The sequence below is a fragment of the Mesorhizobium sp. WSM4846 genome (assembly GCF_055811415.1).
The window spans coordinates 19,443-35,510 of record NZ_JBVVPZ010000036.1; the positions used below are offsets into that span (position 1 = coordinate 19,443).

The 16,068-nt window shown below is 61.3% G+C and carries 12 protein-coding genes and 2 pseudogenes; 8 read left to right on the forward strand and 6 right to left on the reverse strand.

All coding sequences use genetic code 11. The annotated features are described in order from the left end of the window. Positions 1-404: 404 nt before the first annotated feature. The 3 genes from AC0L15_RS24800 to AC0L15_RS24810 all read left to right on the forward strand — a co-directional run bounded on the left by AC0L15_RS24800 (position 405) and on the right by AC0L15_RS24810 (position 1,617). The gene (locus AC0L15_RS24800; RefSeq protein WP_473497398.1) at positions 405-710 is read left to right on the forward strand and encodes a hypothetical protein; all 306 of its coding nucleotides are present in this window, start codon (positions 405-407) and stop codon (positions 708-710) included. A gap of 172 nt (positions 711-882) precedes the next feature. Further along, positions 883-1,125 (forward strand): DinB/UmuC family translesion DNA polymerase, encoded by a 243-nt coding sequence (locus AC0L15_RS24805; protein ID WP_473497399.1) that lies wholly within the window; start codon positions 883-885, stop codon positions 1,123-1,125. A gap of 54 nt (positions 1,126-1,179) precedes the next feature. Beyond that, on the forward strand, positions 1,180-1,617 hold the full coding sequence (locus AC0L15_RS24810) for a VOC family protein (RefSeq protein ID WP_473497401.1): 438 nt from the start codon (positions 1,180-1,182) through the stop codon (positions 1,615-1,617). Between the two features lie 56 nt (positions 1,618-1,673). Here AC0L15_RS24810 and ligD read toward each other — a convergent pair whose 3' ends face one another. Beyond that, positions 1,674-3,611 carry a DNA ligase D gene (gene ligD, locus AC0L15_RS24815; protein WP_473497403.1) on the reverse strand — a complete coding sequence of 646 codons (1,938 nt, stop codon included), beginning with the start codon at positions 3,609-3,611 and terminating at the stop codon, positions 1,674-1,676. Positions 3,612-3,742: 131 nt separating this feature from the next. Here ligD and AC0L15_RS24820 point away from each other — a divergent pair, with 131 nt between their 5' ends. Together AC0L15_RS24820 and xth are read left to right on the forward strand one after the other, a co-directional pair. Then, entirely contained in the window at positions 3,743-3,922 is a 180-nt protein-coding gene (locus AC0L15_RS24820; RefSeq protein ID WP_287322166.1) for a DUF3606 domain-containing protein, read from the forward strand. Positions 3,923-3,940: 18 nt separating this feature from the next. Further along, positions 3,941-4,717 carry an exodeoxyribonuclease III gene (gene xth, locus AC0L15_RS24825; protein ID WP_287322167.1) on the forward strand — a complete coding sequence of 259 codons (777 nt, stop codon included), beginning with the start codon at positions 3,941-3,943 and terminating at the stop codon, positions 4,715-4,717. Between the two features lie 564 nt (positions 4,718-5,281). Here xth and AC0L15_RS24830 read toward each other — a convergent pair. Further along, positions 5,282-5,626: a cupin domain-containing protein gene (locus tag AC0L15_RS24830; RefSeq protein ID WP_473497405.1), complete on the reverse strand. Its 345-nt coding sequence runs from the start codon at positions 5,624-5,626 to the stop codon at positions 5,282-5,284. Positions 5,627-6,066: 440 nt separating this feature from the next. Between AC0L15_RS24830 and AC0L15_RS24835 the strand changes: the two genes are divergently transcribed. The 3 genes and pseudogenes from AC0L15_RS24835 to AC0L15_RS24845 all read left to right on the forward strand — a co-directional run bounded on the left by AC0L15_RS24835 (position 6,067) and on the right by AC0L15_RS24845 (position 12,056). Further along, the gene (locus AC0L15_RS24835; RefSeq protein WP_473497407.1) at positions 6,067-9,474 is read left to right on the forward strand and encodes an AAA family ATPase; all 3,408 of its coding nucleotides are present in this window, start codon (positions 6,067-6,069) and stop codon (positions 9,472-9,474) included. A gap of 598 nt (positions 9,475-10,072) precedes the next feature. Further along, positions 10,073-10,668: pseudogene (locus tag AC0L15_RS24840) on the forward strand (tyrosine-type recombinase/integrase). 377 nt (positions 10,669-11,045) lie between these two features. Continuing rightward, positions 11,046-12,056 (forward strand): ABC transporter substrate-binding protein, encoded by a 1,011-nt coding sequence (locus AC0L15_RS24845; protein WP_473497409.1) that lies wholly within the window; start codon positions 11,046-11,048, stop codon positions 12,054-12,056. A gap of 353 nt (positions 12,057-12,409) precedes the next feature. Here the strand turns inward: AC0L15_RS24845 and AC0L15_RS24850 are convergent, their stop codons facing one another. The 4 genes and pseudogenes from AC0L15_RS24850 to AC0L15_RS24865 all read right to left on the reverse strand — a co-directional run bounded on the left by AC0L15_RS24850 (position 12,410) and on the right by AC0L15_RS24865 (position 15,549). Continuing rightward, positions 12,410-13,654: a tetratricopeptide repeat protein gene (locus AC0L15_RS24850; RefSeq protein WP_473497457.1), complete on the reverse strand. Its 1,245-nt coding sequence runs from the start codon at positions 13,652-13,654 to the stop codon at positions 12,410-12,412. Between the two features lie 162 nt (positions 13,655-13,816). Beyond that, positions 13,817-14,230: pseudogene (locus AC0L15_RS24855) on the reverse strand (adenylate/guanylate cyclase domain-containing protein); the annotation flags it as partial. Between the two features lie 612 nt (positions 14,231-14,842). Beyond that, a complete protein-coding gene (locus AC0L15_RS24860) occupies positions 14,843-15,250 on the reverse strand; it encodes a hypothetical protein (protein WP_473497411.1) in 408 nt (135 codons plus the stop codon). A gap of 26 nt (positions 15,251-15,276) precedes the next feature. Continuing rightward, the gene (locus tag AC0L15_RS24865) at positions 15,277-15,549 is read right to left on the reverse strand and encodes a hypothetical protein (protein WP_287322170.1); all 273 of its coding nucleotides are present in this window, start codon (positions 15,547-15,549) and stop codon (positions 15,277-15,279) included. Positions 15,550-16,068 lie beyond the last annotated feature (519 nt).

Sequence of the window (16,068 nt, forward strand, 5' to 3'; positions counted from 1 at the left end):
CGGAACAAGCTGATCCTCAGCGCGAACGGCCGGCATTGCTACGCTGATCATGCCCGTGCACAAGAGCGCAATCCCAAGCAATTTCATTTCCGCCTCCGTGCTGGCAGCGAGCTGTACCCTACACTGTCAAGCTTCGGCCGAATCCTCTCACCCGCGAACGAAGTTAACAGTGGGTTTCAGTAGAAGGGAGCAGGCCGAATGATGCCCGAGGGGGTCGCCGCGGAACTCATGAAGTGGGCCAAGCGGCCTCGAGCCTCCAGTGCAAAACTGGCGCACACAACCTTCGATCCCGGGCCAATGGGAGGGCACATTCAAGCTTGGAATTGTGCGGAACCGTACGAAGCGGATTGCAAGCAACCAACCTGGTTGCCAGGCATTAATTTGGAAGCAGTGGGAGGAACACCATGCTGCACGTTAACATGCCTCGGGAATTTGAGGTCGGCGATGAGGTTGCGCTGGGAAGTACCGTCATCACGATTCTCCCTAGCGGCCGCGCCAGAGTGAGCATTCCATCATATGACCATCCCTATACGATTGATCCGCCGCCCAAAGCCCGGGCCGGAGACCGAGTGGATCTTGTTGGGGACGTCACTCGCATTGATCGCGGAGCGAACAAACTCACTGTGCGGATTGACTGCGGCGGGGTGATTACGGTCGACAAATCGGCGATCACTCGGCTGAGAAAGCACCGCAGGACTTCAGCGGATTGACGCTACGGCGATGCAACAGCCGCGCTTGCGTTGCGCAGAGCCTGGCGTTTCTCGAGGAAGAAATTCGGGAAGGCGGGCCGGTACTATTACTGGATGGCCCGCGGCATCGATGAACGTCCGGTGCGGGCCGACCGCGAACGCAAATCCGTGAGAGCCGAGGACCGTGAGCGATTTGTTTGACCTCGAAGGTGCTCGCAAGGAACTCGCGCCATTGGTCGGCAAGGTCTGGCGCTATTGCGAGGAGCGATCGATCCAAGGCCGGACCGTGACGCTTAAGGTCAAGTTCGCCGATTTTCAGCAGATCACACGGAGCCGCACAGTTGTCGGCGCCGTCGGGGGCGAAAGCCGAACTCACGGCCGTCGCCGGCATGCTGCTTTGGGTGACGCTTTCGAATTTGAGCGTAACCCTCGCTGAACCAAACCGGCAGATGTCTTTGACGATCTAGACGAAACCTTGGAGATTGGACACATGGCGGTCAAACGGATGGACAATGTAGGGATCGTCGTCGAGGACCTTGAGGAGACGATTGACTTCTTTCACGAGCTCGGCCTTGAGCTCGAAGAGCGCGGCACGATCGAAGGAGAATGGGCCGGACGTGTCACTGGACTGGGCGATCAGCAGGTCGAGGTCGCCATGATGCGCACGCCGGGCGGCCACAGCCGGGTCGAGCTCTCCCGCTTCCTCAGACCGCCTGCCGTCGCGGATCACCGCAACGCCCCGGTCAACGCTCTAGGCTACCTCCGCGTCATGTTCGCCGTGGACGACATCGACGAGACGCTTGAAAGGCTCCGCAATCGCGGCGCGCAGCTCGTCGGCGAAGTCGTCCAGTACAAGGACGTGTATCGGTTCTGCTACATCCGCGGGCCTGAAGGGCTTTTGATTGGACTCGCCCAAGAACTCAGCTGAGCATCAGCGAGCGCGTCCTCACACAAGGTCGGTTGTTAGACCAGGAATGGCTGCCGCTATCGGACTGCTTTTTGGATGCGGGCTGTCAGCGTCTGTTCGACGTCGAAATAGCCTTCCCAGGCGTCGGGCTGCTGAGCCCGCGCACCAGCGGCGAAAACGTCAAATGCGCTCGCACTTTTGAAGGTGGGCAACTCATCCCAGGTCACGGGTACTGCACACTTGGCACCAGATCGAGCCCGGGTCGACCAGGGACAGATTGCAGTCGCGCCCTGGCCGTTGCGGAGGTAGTCGAGGAACATGCGGCCCTTGCGCCTCGCCTTGCTCATGTTTGCGACGAAGCGGGAGGGGTCGGTGTGGGCCAGCAGCTCAGCGAAGTCCTGACAGAAGCTCTTGACCGCTTCCCAGTCGGCCTTGGGAACGAGTGGAACGACCACATGCACGCCCTTGCCCCCGGACAGCAGCGGCCAGGATTGAAGACCGAGTGCCTCCAGAACGCCGCGGATGTCGAGCGCGGCCTGCTTGACGTCACCAAAGCCCAGGCCCTCATCGGGATCGATGTCGAAGATAATACGGTGCGGCAGGCTTGGCTGCTGGCGCAGGCTTCCCCAGACGTGGAACTCGAGCACGTTCATCTGGACGCCGGCGATCAGCCCAGCGGGGTCGTCGACCCAGAGGATGCGGCTTTCCTTGCCGGACATCTTCTCAAGCTGACCGTCATGGATGGCCCTGGGCATCCCTGGCAGTTTGTGCTTCTGAAAAAAGGTCTGCTGCAGATCGCCGTTCGTGTCGCGCACCAGCGATAGCGGCCGATCCTGGATATGCGGCAGCATCTTCTCGGCGACCGCCGCGTAATAGGCGGCGAGAGTCGCCTTTGTCACCTCTGTGCCGAGATACATGACCTTGTCGGGATGGGACAGGTTCACGCCGACCGCGCGGGCTATCTCCTTGCCCATATGGGGATCCAGATTAGCCGTGGCGGTGGTCGCGACAGTCGAGGGCGTTTCCATCACCACCTGGTCGGCACGCTTGTCTTCGCGCATGCCTTCGAAGCTCGGGTGACGCAGACTGCCGTCCGGTGTTACCTCGGAATAGGTGACCTCGGCAACGAGTTCGGGCTTTACCCAGCGGGCGCGGCGCGCAATGTCGCGGGGCACGGAGGCGACGGCGGGTTTGTCCAGAGGCCGCTTCTCCAACTGCGCGAGAATGGATTTGCGCATCGCCTCGGTGAACCCGGTGCCGACGCGGCCGCGGTAAATCAGTTTGCCATTCTCATACGTCCCAAGGATCAGCGAGGCCATGCCACGGCCAGTGTCGCTTGGGCGGTAGCCGCCGACGACAAATTCCTGTCGTTTCGTGCACTTGATCTTGAGCCAGCTCGCGGTGCGGTCGCCGACATAGCGACTGTCGGCGCGCTTCGCGATAATGCCCTCATGGCCGCCCGCGCACATGGTGTCGAAGACCTTCTTGCCATTGTCCGCGATGTGGCTGGAGTACTGTAGGCTGTCGTCCAGGTCCCTCTCGCCCAGAAGTTCCGTAAGCCGTTTCTTGCGCTCGAGCAGGGGCCGGCCGGACAGATCCTCGCCGTTCAATTCCAGCAGATCAAAGGCGTAGAACTTGAGCGGCATGCCCGCGGCGATTCCGGATTTCAGCATGGAGAAGCTGGTGCGGCCCTGGCTATCGATGGCCACGATCTCGCCGTCGATCAACGCGGAGCCCTTGGTCAGGGCCTGAAGTGCCGGCAGGATCACCTTGAACTGGCGGGTCCAGTCGTGGCCGTTGCGGGTGTAGACGACGACCTGGGATCCCGAGATGGCGACCTGGGCGCGATAGCCGTCGAACTTCATTTCAAAGAGCCAATTGGGGCCAACCGGTATGTCGTCGGTCAGCGTGCAGAGTTGGAACGGACGAAACTGGGGAAGGGGGTATTTAGGGGTAGATTCTGAGTCCCTGCGCCGTGTGCGCTTCTTGGGGCGAGAGGCCTCTACGGCCGACATTGGAGACCCGAATACATGGCGCGAATCAATACTCTGCCCTGGGTTTCGGTTCCACTGCGCCCCGATGAATTGAACCGGAGGTGTCTGGGTGCGTTGTTGGGAAACTGGAACGCAATCCTTGGAGGAAAGAAATGGCTACTCAAACAACTCGCGGGCGCAGCCAGGATCGCGCAAAGGTCGCTGGCGGGCAGGACCATGAGGTGAAGTACGAGGCGGGCAAGACTGGGGCCAGCAAGACTGACGTCAAGTCTGCGGTGAAATTGGTCGGCAACAGTCGCAAGAAGGTCGAGAACAAGTTGGGCAAGAAGTGATTACGGCCACGAGGGCAGATGGTTCGCATCGCTACCTTCAATGTGAACGGCGTCAATGGTCGGCTGCCCGTGCTCCTCAAGTGGCTCGCGGCTACCAACTACGACATTGTCTGCCTCCAGGAACTGAAAACGTCCGATGAGAAGTTTCCGATCGAGGCCATCCGCGAGGCAGGGTACGGCGCCATCTGGCATGGCCAGAAATCCTACAACGGAGTGGCCATCCTAAGTCGAGGGACGGACCCGGTCGAACGCCGGCGCGGCTTGCCCGGCGATCCTGATGACACCCACAGCCGCTACATCGAAGCCGACGTGAACGCGCTCGTTGTCGGCTGTCTCTACCTCCCGAATGGGAATCCGGCGCCTGGCCCCAAGTTCGATTACAAGCTGCGCTGGTTCGACCGCCTGATCAGCTACGGCCAAGACCTGCTCAAAGCGGGAGCGCCGGCTGTGCTGTGTGGAGACTACAACGTCGTCCCCACTCCGATCGATGCGGTCGCGCCGCGACGCTGGCTGGGCGATGCGGTTTACTTCCCGGAGAGCCGGCAAGCCTATGCCGAGATGCTTGAAGATGGATGGATCGATGCGGTTCGGCACATCCATCCGGAGAAGGGCATCTACACTTATTGGAATTTCTCGTATGGGAGCGGCTACGATAGGAGTTCGGGCCTGCGTATGGACCATCTGCTGGTGAGTCCGTCGCTGCTACACAAGCTCCGCGGAGCGGGGGTGGACGTGGAGTTGCGAGGGTGGGAGAAGCCAAGCGATCATGCGCCAGCGTGGATCGAGCTTCAATAGCTGCCAACGGAGGATGCGTGAAAGCTGAAGAACGAGAACGGCTGCGGGCTCCTCTATGACCCATCGGTAACCTTCATTGCGATGGCAACAAAGCCCCCAGTGTCGGCCGTTGAGGTTAGCTTTGCCACCGCCTGAAAGCAGCCTTACCGGTGGCCACGCCGGAGGTCGCGGTTGCGCCATGAGCTGCCGTTCCTGGCGCTTCTCCAAACCGGTCGTTCGCTGTACCGCCTGAATCGACCCTATCCAGTCGTTCCACGCCTCCTGGGCATGGTGAGAGTTGGCTGATACGTGCGACGCCTCTTCTGCGGGTGGTGGGTCAGTGTGCTTTAGATCGAAGGAAAAAAGGTGCGCGCGCCTATTCGCCGCCTGATCGAGGCAGAGGAGCGGAGAAGCCGGCCGTTCGCGGTCCTTACCAGAAGAGGTGGGTGTAGCTACCGCGTTCTGGAATGGCCTATTCGACGGCAATGGAGTTGGGTTTGCCTTCCTCTCCGATCATGACGACCAAGAGCTTCGTGGGGGCGCTGCCAGGATTGAAGGCCTGCATGGGGCTGTTCATCGGCTCCACTACAGCCTCCCCAGCCTTATAGGTCCTTGAAACGCCCTCCACTCGAGTTTCCAACTTCCTTCCAATACATAGGCGATGATCGGAACTGGATGTTTATGAAGATTGCTGTGACCGTTCGGCTGAATTGTTAAGAGCATTGACGTTATTTCCGGCTTATCAGTCTGCGGGAGAGTCAACGGTTGATCGGTAGCTGTTACCGTCGTCTTCAACAGAACTGTCCCTTCGAAGCCCACAGCGTCGTGGGAGTGGTCCTGTGCGAACACGGTCGTCGGGAACGTCGCGAAACAAGCGCTCTCTACCGCGACACCAACACCCAATGCGAGGGTGCGAATAGTCGTTTTCATCGCTTCCTCCTTAGCTTCGTGCCGTGTGCGTCATGCACACGAGATTCGGTATGCAAGACCTGATCGAGAGGGGTGTCAAATCAAGCCGTTCTCGCGGAAGTTCACCCTATCCGGTCCTTTAACGCTCTCGCCGGCATGACGCGGCTGACCCACGGGTCGCCTTGATTGCGCCATTTGCTGACTTTCATGTCGCTTCTCCAAACCTGCCGTTCGCGCTACGACCTGATGCGACCCCTTGCGGAAGTTCGTTCACCGCTGCCGAATTCACGCCCATGACCCGCTGCTGTCGTTGCCTGGACCAAAGCGAAGGTCTGCAACGGGACCCCAAAGCCGACATTCACTAAATGCAGCCCGAAGCGTGCGAGTCAGCTGCGACCTTCGCGGCATTTTGGGATATAGTGCCTGCTCTGTTCCATCGCTGCCGGTCCGGGAGAAGGGGCGTGGATATCGCGGAATGGCTGACGGGTCTTGGGCTGGGCGAGTACGCAGCGGCCTTCCGCGACAATGACATCGACGCAACGGTGCTTCCAGATCTCACGGCCCATGACTTGGCGGCGATCGGCGTGAGGTCCGTCGGACATCGGCGCAAGCTGCTCAGCGCCATCGCCGCGCTCGCGGCAGATGCGGGCACGCCGGCATCAGGTGCACCGCTTGCGCAGCAATGGACCCCGGCCACGCCTGCCGAAGACGCCGTGGCGCCGCGGGCCGAGCGAAGGCAACTCACCGTCATGTTCGTCGACCTCGTCGGCTCGACCGAGCTGTCGCAGCGGCTAGATCCGGAGGACACGCGCGAAGTGATCCTCGCCTACCAGCGGGCGGTGTCACGCGAGATCGCGCGCTACGAGGGACGCGTCGCTAAGCTGATGGGAGACGGGGTGCTCGCCTATTTCGGCTGGCCGCAGGCACATGAGGACGACGCCGAGCGCGCGGTACGCGCAGGTCTCGCGGCGGCTCTCACCACCGCCGGCCTGACCGAGCCCGGCGGCAAGCGGCTCTCGGCGCGCGTCGGCATCGCCACGGGACTGGTGGTCGTCGGCGACCTGGTCGGCGAAGGAGCGGCGCAAGAAGAGGCGGTGGTCGGAGACACACCCAACCTCGCGGCGCGTCTGCAGACGCTCGCCGAGCCGGACGCGGTGGTGGTTGCCGACGCTACTCAGAGGTTGGTGGCGGGCCTGTTCGTCACAGTGAATCTCGGCGAACGTGAGTTGAAGGGCTTCGCCGCCGCGGTTCGGTGCTGGCGCATCGTCGGCGAAACGGCCGTCGAGGGCCGTTTCGAAGCGCGGCACGCCGTGTTGACGCCGCTGGTCGGCCGCGAGGAAGAGCTCAGCTTCCTGATCGAGCGCTGGCATCAGGCAAGATCGGGCAAGGGCCAAGTCGTGCTGTTGAGCGGCGAGGCCGGCATCGGCAAGTCGCGCCTGGTAGCGGCGCTCGCGGAGAGGCTCGCCGCGGAGCCACATAGCGAGCAGCGCTATTTCTGCTCGGCCTATCACGCCAACAGCGCGCTGCATCCGCTCATCGCGCAGCTCGAACGTGCGGCCGGATTTGTGCGTGACGACAGCGCCGACATCAAGCTCAACAAAATTGAGGCGTTGCTCGGCCGGGCCGGCGTGGAGGTCGGCGAGACGCTGCCACTTTTGGCGATGCTGCTGTCTATTGATCCAGGTGGACGCTACCAATCACCGAGGCTGCCGGCGCCGGCGCTCCGGGCGCGCACGCTCGTGGCGCTGGAGCGATTGGTCGAGGCGCCCGCGGCGAACGCTCCGGTGCTCGTGTTGGCCGAAGACGCGCACTGGATCGACCCGACGACGGCCGAATGGCTGGAGACGCTGGTTGAGCGAATCGCCGGCCTGCCTGCCTTGCTGGTTGTTACGGCGCGACCGGAGTTCGAGCCTCAGTGGAGAGGGCTGGCGCACGCCGCCGTGTTGTCGCTTGGACGGCTTGAACAGGAGCACGGCACAGCTATCATCAAGCGAGTGGCGGGCGGCAAGAACCTGCCGCCTGACATTACCCACCGTATCCTTACCAACACCGACGGCGTGCCTCTGTTCGTCGAGGAATTGACGCGGACGGTGCTCGATTCCGGGCTGCTGGTCGAGGTCGACGATCGCTACCTGGCCGTCGGGCCGCTGCCTGCGCTTGCAATCCCCTCGACGCTGCAGGATTCACTGATGGCGCGGCTCGACCGACTGTCGCCGATCAAGGAGACGGCCCAGATTGGCGCCTGCATCGGCCGTGCCTTCCGGCGTCGGCTGCTCGCGGCGGTGAGCGGTACTGACCAGGCGCGGCTCGATGATGCGCTCATCCAGCTGGAACAAGCCGAGCTGGTGTTCCGAAGCGGCGCGCCGCCGGACGCGACCTATACGTTTAAGCACGCGCTGGTGCGCGACACCGCTTATCAGAGCCTGCTGAAGAGGCGCCGCCAGCAGATCCATGCAAGGATCGCCGCCGCGCTGGAAGCCGAATTCGCCGACATCGCCGAGACCGAACCGGAGACGGTGGCGCAGCACTACACGCTGGCCAACCTGGCTGCCGAGGCGGTGCCGTGGTGGCTGACGGCCGGCCAGCGGGCGATGGCCAGGTCTGCCAACCGCGAGGCCGCGGCGCACTTCGCCAAAGGGCTCGAGCTTGCTGCATCCCTTCCCGCTTCCGAGACGCGTTTGAGGCAAGAGCTTTCGCTATGGACCGCCATGGGCTCTGCCCTGATCCCCGCCAAAGGTTGGGGCGATCCTGAGGTCCTGCATGCGTTTTCGACTGCGCGCGAACTTGCCGAACAGCTTGGGGACAAATCCCAGCTCTTCGCCGCCGTCCGAGGCGAGAGCGCTTGCCGCACCATCTCTGGCCACCTGCGCGCCGCCGAAACTCTCGCCATGCAGTGCCAGACACTCGGCATGGAGCTCGCACAGGCTTCCGGGGACTCAGCTTACTTGCTGGAGGCGCACCACCAGCTCTGGGGCGTCAATTTCTATCTCGGCGAGTACCGGACCAGCACCGCGCACGCCAAACGAGGCATAGCCACCTACGATTACGAGCGCCATCGTCACCTTGCCTGGGGCTATACCGGACACGATCCAGGCGTCTGCTGCAGGTCGTTCTCGGCACAGATGCTTTGCATATGCGGCAAACCGGACAAAGCGATCCGGCGGTCGCGCGAAGCGATTACCCTGGCCGAGCGCGACTCGCATCCGGTCACCGTGGCCCAAGCGCAAATGGCCTTTAGCGTCGTTCACCTCATGCGACGCGAGCCCGGCGAGGGACGACGCTGGGCGGACAAAGCAATCCATGTGTGCACCGAGTTCCACATGCCGCTGCTGCTTGGGCAGGCCAATGTCTTCTTCGGCTGGGCGCTTTCCGGTCTAGGGCAGCTAGACGAGGGTATCCGGTATATGCAGGAGGGGATTTCGACGATCGCCGGGACCGGCGCGGACATGGGAATGGCCTACTATCTCTGCGCCCTGGCCCGCGCCTGCGGCGAGCGCGGCGACGCAAGCGAGGGGCTCGCGCTCCTGGAGAAGGCGTTCGACACGCTTGCCCGATCCGGTTCCAAGTATCAGCTGCCCGAGCTGTTGAGCGCGAGAGGAGAGCTAGTGTCCCGGTTGGACCCGCGGGTCGATGCTGCCGAAAGCGCGTTCCAGCAGGCGCTGACCGCCGCCCGCGAGCAGGGTGCTAGACTAGCCGAGCTGAGGGCCGCGCTCCGCCTTGCCCGACTTTGGGCCGGTCGCGGGCGTGAGAGCGAGGCGCGAGACCTGCTCGCACCCGCCTACGCGGTATTCAGCGAAGGGCTCGATACGCCTGACCTGACGGAGGCGAGGGGCCTGCTGCACAAGCTTGTGCATGCGGACGCCCGATAGGCGCGAGCTGTCGGCGCCGGGCACGGAGTTCGTCGCTGGAGGGATGATACCCAATCGTGCTTTGATCTGGTGGTCGGGCGTCTTGATGGCGAGTGGATCGGCTTCGGCGACCGAACTCACCATCCTCTGAGCCGAATGGGGCCCGGCAAACTACCTGCAGGAATCGGCGAACGAGTACGAGAAAGAAGCAAAGGGAACAAGGTCGATCTCGCCGCTCCAACGACCTGGAAGTAGCTCAGGGACATCGCAGAGTTCTTCCACCGTCCCGACGCAAATCCGCCAAGCTACGGAATCGGCACCTCCACCGAACTAAGGCCGATGCGATAGCGATGGGGCACACCACCCCGCTCTGCAGCTATGGCGGCGGCGACCGCCACTTGCGCGGTAGACGGGATTCGAGGAACGAAGGACTGAAATCGAGTCGAACCGGGACGTTCACTGAAGCCAGCGGAACGTCCGGCATTGGCGCGATTGCCTATTTACTGGCCCGCTGCGTTGATCGATCGGGAGCCCGGCCCTTTCGGCTCTCAGCCCATTGTTACTTTCGCCTGCTTGCGTTGAGCGCTGCGGCTGCGGAGGGTGGCATGGGAGAAGAACTATGCCTAACAGGAACAGAGGCTACATCGTCGGTCAGAAGCCTCCTCTCAAACCGCGCGAGGTCTGGAGTATTCGAACACGACTGCAGGTGTCCGGCGCGGAACGGGATCTGGCACTCTTCAATCTCGCCATCGATAGCAAGCTTCGAGGTTGCGACCTGGTCACCATCACGGTCGGCAACGTTGCGCTTTCGGGCGCTGTCCGCGACCGCGCAGTGATCGTCCAGAGAAGACGGGGCGTCCGGTACAATTCGAGATCACAGAGCAGACCCGGGCCGCCGTTGGCGCCTGGATAACCCGTCGTGGTCTCACCGAAACGGATTATTTGTTCCCAAGTCGCGTCCGGGCGAAACCGCACATGTCGACCAGGCAGTATGGAAGGATTGTCGACAAATGGGTTTTGAGCATCGGGCTCGACCCGAAGCGGTATGGAACACATTCCATGAGGCGCACGAAAGCTTCGCAGATTTACAAGAAGACCGGCAACATCCGGGCCGTGCAGCTGCTCCTCGGGCACACTAAGCTTGAGAGCACCGTCCGCTACCTCGGCATTGAAGTGGACGACGCATTGGCTATTTCTGAACAAGTCGAATTATAGAGCGACGCGGAGCGTCGCGTTCCCGAAGCGGCGCTCCGTGACCCAATTCGGTCTTTGCGGGGATTGCGTCGGGCGGCCGGAATGCGGAGCCGCCCTTGAACCGCCTAGATTGCCGATTCCGGCTGGTAGGCATGTGCCCGCCTCTAGCCTAGCGGAACACCTTTGTCCTCGCTGGCAGCGCCGATTAGGAGTATGATTACTCATCGCTGGCCGGGACCACTCATGCAGCGAGAGAGCGCAAGACTCCGCCTAAAAAGGGCGCGCTCCATAGCCTTAGACCACTGTGCGCGCTCACCGAGGTTGTCCGTCTGTGCTCGGATCGCTTTTGCTCGATCCTGGCCGGAATCTTTTCGCCAATTCGGAAAAGGAGCGTTCCGATGCAAGTCATCCAAGATCGTCGCACCTTCCTCGCTGGCCTGTCGGCGGCCGGCAGTGCGGCGCTATTCAACATTCGCCCGTCCAATGCAGCAGGGGAACCGCCCCCAGAAACGACCACCGTCCGTCTGGGAAAGTGGGAAGCCTACTGCTGGGCAGCCGTCTTCCTGGCCGGAGAACTGATGCGTGCCGACGGTATCACCGATGTCCGCTATGTGACAGGCGACACCAGCGTCGACAATTCTCAGTGGCTTGCTCGCGGCGACACGGATTTCGATATGAACATGCCGTCGATGCACATCAAGTCTATCGAGGCCGGCGTACCGATCAAGGTGCTGACCGGTGTGCATACTGGGTGCTTCGAACTGATCGCCAACAACAGCGTCCCTGCCGTTACCGATATGCGGGGCAAGCGGGTGGGAGTATGGAATATGGGTGGCCACCCGCAAATCTTGACGAGCCTCATGGCCAATTATGTCGGGCTCGATCCCGTCCACGATAACCGATGGGTAGAAACTGCAGATCCTATGCAAGACTTTATCGATGGGAAAGTCGATGCGTTCCTCACCGATACGTCGATATCGCACAAGCTTCGCGCTCAGAAGAATTTTCCCGGCCACACGGTCGTCAACATCGCCGTCGACCGCCCGTGGTCGCAATACTTCTGCTGCATGGTTGCCGGCAGCACGGACTATGTGACCAAGTACCCGGTGGCGACCAAGCGTGTCTTGCGCGCCATCCTCAAGGCCGCCGACTTCTGCGCCTCGAGCCCGGAACTGGCGGCGCAGGCGCTGGTCGATCGAGGCTTTCTGCCCAACTATGACTCCGCTCTGGCAACGCTGAAAGAGAACCCGCACGACAAGTGGCGAGAATACGATGCCGAGGATTCGCTCCGCTTCTATGCGTTGCGCCTGCAGGAGACGGGCATGATCAAGTCGAGCCCGCAGCAGATCCTAGCAAACGGAACGGATTGGCGTTTCCTCAACGAGCTGAAACGGGAGCTGAAGACTTGAACGCCTAGCCGAAATGTCCGCTTGTTGGGTGCTCATCGGACGTTCAGCCTCGCCCCTTCGAATGACGGCTTCTGGCGCTCCTTGCTCGTTCCCACGGACGAAACTAACAGCGGCATTCCACCCGAGTCAGTCCTTTGACGCTCACTTCGGCCGTCAGAGTAGCTGAATCGTGCGCCGGCCGGGTCGCGCCAGTTCCAGAAGTTCGGGGTCGAGCGCACTATGGCGCAAGTCGGACTCATTGCCGACTTTCCCGGACCCAATTGCCTTCCCCGAATCCTCCTGGCATTTGAGGGCAACCAGCATTCACCCTTAGCTGCCTAGTCGGTCTTCTGCGGGCCGTGCACGGGCAGCTGTCACTCCGGCAAGCCCGCGAACCGCATGTGTTCGATCCAGCGCTCGAGGCTTCCGGGGGCGGTGTAATTCTTCTCCCACTGCTTGCGTTGTTTGCTGATGGAGTCGCCTGGCGAGTCTTTGAGGAAAACCGCAAGCGCTTCCTTTGCCTCCCGCTTGTTTCCCAGACAAGCGTGGATCCCCGCAAGCATTCGGTGTGCGCCGCTCGGGATTCTGGACATTTTCCGCATCGCCGTCAGCGCAGCCCGGCAATCGTTCTTTTCGTAGAGCGCCCAGCCCATGTCCCAGTGGAACCAGTCAGGGTGGAAAGGATCGATGCCCATAGCCTGCTTGATCCGATCGATAGCTTCGTCGGTGCGGCCAACATTCAGCAGCACGCCCGCACTGTTGACGAGGGTATCCGAATTGCTTGGGTTCAGGGCTATCGCCTGATCGTACCGGACAAGGGCCTGCTCCACCTCGCCGGCTTCCGCATGAATTCTGGCGCGGACATGATGCGCTTCAGCGTCATCAGGAGCGAGCAGGATGGCCTTGTCGGAGTATTCGGCGGCGCGCTTCAACGCCTCGTCAGGGTTATTTTCCTGCTTGTGCCAGAAAACCGCGTCATGGCGATAGGACCAGGCCAGCCCGATATAGCCGAACTGGGAGTCCGGATCCGCTTCGATCGCCTTGAGGCTGAACTGCCTTAGCAGCGCGTTCCCAGCGGCGGAGAAATCTTTTCTGATCTCGGCAATTCCCATCAGGTGATAGTGGAGCGCGCTGACCTGCGCGGCGTCGCTCTTTGGAAGGGGGCGCTCGATCCTCCGCCCGACCCGATCCGCAAGTGTGCGGATGATTTCCTCCTGGACAACGAAAAGATCGTCAATCTCCCGGTTGTAGGAGTTGGCCCAGACATGCGATCCGTCATGCGCATTCAGCAACTGGGCGGTGACTTTCAACCGGTCTCCAATCTTCTGCTGGCTGCCTTCGAGCAGGTAGTCGACGCCGAGTTCATCTCCAATCTGCCTGGCGTCGATCGGCTGGCCGCGGTACCTGAAACTCGAGTTCCGGGCGATGACGGCGTAAGTCTTGCTCCGCGAAAGCTCGGTGATGATCCCCTCGGCGACGGCGTCGCTGAGATATCCCTGATCCGCGCCGGCACTCATGTCATCGAAGGGAAGGACCGCAATCCTCGGCATGTCGCTCACTGTCGCCGACGGCCAGAACCGCCAGGTCGTCCCGGCCAAAACCAGAATAAGGGCGAGCACCGCTGCTCCTGCCCAAACCCAGCGCGGAGGCGATGACCGCGCTGGTTGGCGTGGGGCTTGTCCCTCAAGGATGACGCGGAAGGCCTGCACCGGTTCGGCGATATTCTTCACCTTCTGCTCGCCCAGCGGCTCAAAGCCGAAAGCCAGCTTCTTCTCAACCTCCCTGGCGACCTTTGCCGAGACACAGATGCCGCCCGGGTCTGCCAGCTGCTGGAGCCTGGCCGCGACATTGACGCCCTCGCCATATCGGTCCTCGCCCTCGACGATCACCTCGCCGAGATTGATCCCGATCCTGACCCGGATCCGCTGGTCCTCGGGAACGACGGCGTTCCGTTCCGCCAGCCCGCGCTGCAGCGAGACGGCGCATTCCACGGCGTCCACCACGCTGCCAAATTCGGCGAGCATCCCGTCGCCCATAAGCTTGAAAATCTGGCCGTGATGGCGGGCAATCTCCGGCTCAAACAGATCCTTGCGTCCGGCACGAAGGCGCTCGAACGTGCCGGCCTCGTCGCGCTCCATCAGAGTCGAATAGCCCACTACATCTGCGGCTAGAATCGCGGCAAGCTTGCGGTCCATTGTTGGCCTGGCCCCGGCGGATCATAGTATTGGTTGTTCCGATAAGAAACTGACCTCACCAGTACTCAGCAAATCGCTACTTTCCGCGCGTTCATTGATGGCTGATGCGGCGACGGTTGACCAATTTCGTATTCTACCACATTCAAGACATTCGAGCTTACCTGCCGGAATGGCTCGTTTGGGTCAAATCCGCTGGTTCCGGTGAAGGTCCGCTTTCCGGGAGCAAATTTGAGCTGGGAATGTCCGACTAGGGTCATCAGTGCTGGTTGCCGCGAAGGTCAGCTATCGGGCAGCAAAATAGGCTGATGAAGGGCGGCTTCGGGTCAGGTCACGACAATACTGGCACCGGACTGAATGTCCGCTCTTGAAGATCGGCAGCCGGAGGCTGCTAGTCCGCTGTGGGCCCCCAAAAAGCGACGTCCGAGTAGTGGCTTGGCGATGTCCGTAGTTGGCGCAACCTGCTCGTTCTGGCTGTTGAGTCGAACGGCAACTTCCCATCCATCCATCTCGGCCATCGGCGGGCAGCCAGTTGGTAGAGTATCGAGGGGAATGTCGGCGGACCTGGTCTGGTAGCACGGGATGGCGTGCATGATGGCTCGACAAGGAACTGCGTCAGCCGCAGACCCTCGGCAGCGAGTTGGTCGATGCAAGGCGTTGGTGACCCGCGCAGTTCTCCGCCGCCATAAACCCGATGTCGCCGTATCCGAAATTGTCGGCGAGAATGAAGAGGATGTTTGGCTTCGATTGCTGCGCTGATGCACTAGCGACAGCCAATGATCCCATGGCCATCGCGACGAGTATTGGACGCCACGGAGAACGCCCCCTCAAATCGCAAACCGAGCTGATCAAATGCTCCTCCTCTTGCCGCCAGGGATTGTGTGCCGCTTTTAGCGTGCTTGGTATTGGCCTTTGGTGAACTCTCTGATGGTTGGTAAAATTAAACGCGCCCGCCAGTAATCTCATGAGCGCTGAGGGAGAAGGTCCGGTCACGGAAAAATGGCAGGCAATGCTGCCTGCCATCTCCGACTTCACCAAACCGGCTGCGTTTACTGGTGGCCAACCATCGTGCAGAAGTCGCCATGCTTCTGGGCAGTGGCTATGTCGCCGCATTCCTGCGTTATCGTGGCGCGATCCTCGTCTTTCGACGCCGTCCACGCGGCCTTGAAGTCGGCTTCCGACTTTAAGGTCTTCATGTCGGCAGCGGTGTAGAAGGGCGTCATTTTCGTCGGCTCGTCGAGGGCGCCGCCGTGCTCGGCAAGTGCGGCGCCGGTCAACATCGAAAGCGCCACCGCGCCCGTGCAAAGCATCTTGAGGTCCATGGTAATTTCTCCCGGTTGCTTTTAATTTCGTCCATGCAGCGATCCATGCAGGAACTCGTCACCTTGGCCGATTGCTTTGCGTTAGGGAACGTAATTAACTGTATACTACAGATAGAATTGCAAGCGGGACTAGGACAGTCAGCCATAATGGCAGTCAGCTTGATGTCCGCGAGATCTTCGAGGCCTCAATCTGCAAGGCGTGTACGATCTTGTAGGGACTACGATCCGGTCAGGTACCCATCCCCTGCTTACTTCAGGATAGTCACAATCTTGATCTTCCTGAGCGACGGCTCCTGGCTAGCAGCCGAGCGTCTCGAATGGTGAAGATTTTTCGATGCGGGCCGCGGTGCGAGGGTTGGGGCTGGGATCGATATCGGCCCGCATTGGAAACCTTCACCGTTGCCGACCTTTACATGGTTAGGTTGCATCGTCCTGACAGGACAATTGCTGCCGTTCGGACTACAGTTGCCCACGTAAGTTACACATCCGCTACTTGCCCTAAGAGAGTATGGGCTGCCC

Excerpts from the sequence above, each read along its gene's own strand:
- AC0L15_RS24810 (WP_473497401.1), top strand. The coding sequence starts at position 1,180 with ATGGCGGTCAAACGGATGGACAATGTAGGGATCGTCGTCGAGGACCTT.
- AC0L15_RS24800 (WP_473497398.1), top strand. The coding sequence starts at position 405 with ATGCTGCACGTTAACATGCCTCGGGAATTTGAGGTCGGCGATGAGGTT.
- ligD (WP_473497403.1), bottom strand. The coding sequence starts at position 3,611 with ATGTCGGCCGTAGAGGCCTCTCGCCCCAAGAAGCGCACACGGCGCAGG.
- xth (WP_287322167.1), top strand. The coding sequence starts at position 3,941 with ATGGTTCGCATCGCTACCTTCAATGTGAACGGCGTCAATGGTCGGCTG.
- AC0L15_RS24865 (WP_287322170.1), bottom strand. The coding sequence starts at position 15,549 with ATGGACCTCAAGATGCTTTGCACGGGCGCGGTGGCGCTTTCGATGTTG.
- AC0L15_RS24860 (WP_473497411.1), bottom strand. The coding sequence starts at position 15,250 with ATGGCAGGCAGCATTGCCTGCCATTTTTCCGTGACCGGACCTTCTCCC.
- AC0L15_RS24830 (WP_473497405.1), bottom strand. The coding sequence starts at position 5,626 with ATGAAAACGACTATTCGCACCCTCGCATTGGGTGTTGGTGTCGCGGTA.
- AC0L15_RS24845 (WP_473497409.1), top strand. The coding sequence starts at position 11,046 with ATGCAAGTCATCCAAGATCGTCGCACCTTCCTCGCTGGCCTGTCGGCG.
- AC0L15_RS24820 (WP_287322166.1), top strand. The coding sequence starts at position 3,743 with ATGGCTACTCAAACAACTCGCGGGCGCAGCCAGGATCGCGCAAAGGTC.